General features: G+C 73.8%; 2 protein-coding genes and 1 pseudogene. All 3 read right to left on the bottom strand.

What is annotated here, in order from left to right:
* Positions 1–506 (bottom strand): annotated as a pseudogene (locus SSOG_RS01590) (carboxymuconolactone decarboxylase family protein); the annotation flags it as partial.
* Complete coding sequence (locus SSOG_RS01585) at positions 503–1,345, bottom strand: aminotransferase class IV (RefSeq protein WP_050800235.1); 843 nt, start codon at positions 1,343–1,345, stop codon at positions 503–505. The pseudogene SSOG_RS01590 and the gene SSOG_RS01585, both read right to left, overlap by 4 nt.
* A gap of 32 nt (positions 1,346–1,377) precedes the next feature.
* Positions 1,378–2,311: FAD-dependent oxidoreductase (locus tag SSOG_RS01580; protein ID WP_106516335.1), on the bottom strand; the 934-nt coding region annotated here is incomplete at its 5' end.

Genomic DNA, 2,311 nt, shown 5'->3' with positions numbered 1-2,311 from the left:
GGGGGCGGGCTGATAGGCGCCCGGGGCACCCATTCGGGGCGCTTGAATCGCCGTTGCGGTTGTACGGCGTTGATGACGAACCGCGGGCCCAAGATCAACGCGGCCATCTGCGGTTCGTCGAACACCTCGGACGCGGCCCGGTGGACCTCGTCCGGGACATGGCCGTCCTGGACATCGGTCACCGCCTCGGTCAGGGCGAGCGCGGCCCGCTCGCGCTCGGTGAAGAACGGGGTCTCCCGCCAGGCGTTCAGGGCGTAGATGCGCTGCTCGGTCTCGCCCTGGGCCCGGGCGTCCTTGGTGTGCATGTCCAGGCAGAACGCGCAGCCGTTGAGCTGGGAGGCGCGGATTCTGACCAGTTCGAGCAGCTCGGGCTCGACCTTCGCCTCCTGCGCCGCGTCGACGGCCGCCGCGTGCAGGGCACCCATCGCGGCGGACACCTTCGGGGCCAGCTTCTTCAGCTCCAGCCGGGCGGTGGTGGCCTGCGGGCCGGGTGCGGTCGCGGTCATGGGTGAACTCCGTTCATCGGCATGAGGACATCGGCACAGCTGTCGAGCCAGCTCTGCCAGGAAGCGGCGCGCAGGGCCGGCCCCGCGCGCAGCGGACGGCCGAGCCACGCGGTCACGGGACGGATCCCGTGCAACGCGTTGACCAGCCACACCTCGCGCCCGTCCAGCTCCTGGACGGGACACCGGCGGTGTTCGGTACGCACCCCCAGCTCCGCCGCGCGCTCCTGGATCAGCGTCGTGGTGACGCCCGCCAGCAGCGGCAGGTCCGGCGGCGGCAGGCACAGGACGTCGTCCTCCCACCACAGGACGTTCGCCGTCGTCCCCTCCAGCACCAGACCCGAGGGGGTGGTGAGCAGCAGCTCCTGCGCGCCGCGCTGGGCGGCCCGGTGGCGCAGATGCGCCAGCAGGGACAGATCCGGCCCCTTGCGGCGCGGATGGATGCGCGGATCGAACTCCTCGGTCAGACAGACGGCCACATTGGCCGTCCGGGGCGGTGCGGGCCGTATCCGCAGATAGAGCCGGGCCGGTTCGGGACCGGCCAGCTCGACCCGCGGGAACCAGCGGCCGGTGCGCGGCAGCGCCGCCGCCGCGTCCTGCCAGAAGCTCTCGATCCGGGCCGGGGAGTCGCCCGTCGCCTCGGCGCACGCGGCGGCGAACCGCCGGTGGTGGTGGGCCAGCGCCCGTACCCGGCCCTCGTCGACCAGCCAGGAGTCGGCGGCCAGCAGCGCGCTGTCGGGCACCGGGCGGGAGGGCATCAGCCCGCCGTCCTCGCGCCACATCAGCGTCCACTGGTGCTGGTCCGAGCGCCGCTCCCGATCGGTGTCCTGTGCGGTGATCATGTCCGTGTCCACGCCTTCGTTCCCCTCCACCGTCAGTACTTCCGCGCCGCGTCGGCCATCGGGCCGCTGCGGGGGCCGTACGGGGCGTGCTCCAGCCACGCACCGCACCGGGGGACCACCGGGGCCAGCGTGGCCGCCGCGCGCTGGGTCATCCGCCCCCAGCGGCGCGGCCGCATATGGTCCAGGGCCGCCCCCGCGGCCACGCTGTTGAACAGCGCGGCACGGCGACGGGTGGAAGCGAACTCGCCGATGGCCACGGGTGCCCTCGACGGGTCGGAGCATGCCACCGATATGGCGTCGGCAGCCGAGACCGCGTCCGCGATCCCGCTGTTCATCCCGCGCGCCCCGAAGGGCGGGAACAGATGGGCCGCCTCGCCCGCCAGCAGCACCCGGCCGGTCGGATCGGTGAACGACGCGGCCACCTTGCGCAGGAAGTGGTACCGGGACACCCACAGCACATGGTGCGCGCAGTCCGCGCCCACCAGCCGGGGCAGCCAGCGGCGCACCGCCTGCTCGGTGTCGTACGTGCCCGGCGGGTCGTCCGCCCGGCACTGGAGGTCGACCTGGAAGCCGCCGGTGAACGGCACCCGCAGCACGGTGCGGCCGCCGGCGGCGGGGTGCTCGTAGTGGAAGACCCGTTCGGCCGACATCTCCGCGCCCGCCGGATCCGCCACGTCCACCACCACGTGATAGCCCTCGGAACGGGTGCCCTCCAGCGGGATGTCCAGCGCCTTGCGCACCCCGGAGCGGGCCCCGTCGGCGGCGATCACATGACCGGCCGTCCAGCCGTCGCCGTCCGCCGCGGTCACCGTCACCCCGGTGCCGGTGGCCTCGACCCCGGTCACCTCGGCGTCGAAGCGGAAGTCCACGCCCGCCTCCAGGCACGCCTCGTACAGGAACCGCTCGGTGTCCACCTGGCGCAGGCTCGCGAAGGCGGGCAGCGCGTCCTGGCCCGAGGACTCCGGG

This window comes from Streptomyces himastatinicus ATCC 53653, from assembly GCF_000158915.1.
Lineage (GTDB): Bacteria > Actinomycetota > Actinomycetes > Streptomycetales > Streptomycetaceae > Streptomyces > Streptomyces himastatinicus.
This window is presented reverse-complemented; position numbering and strand designations above follow the sequence as displayed.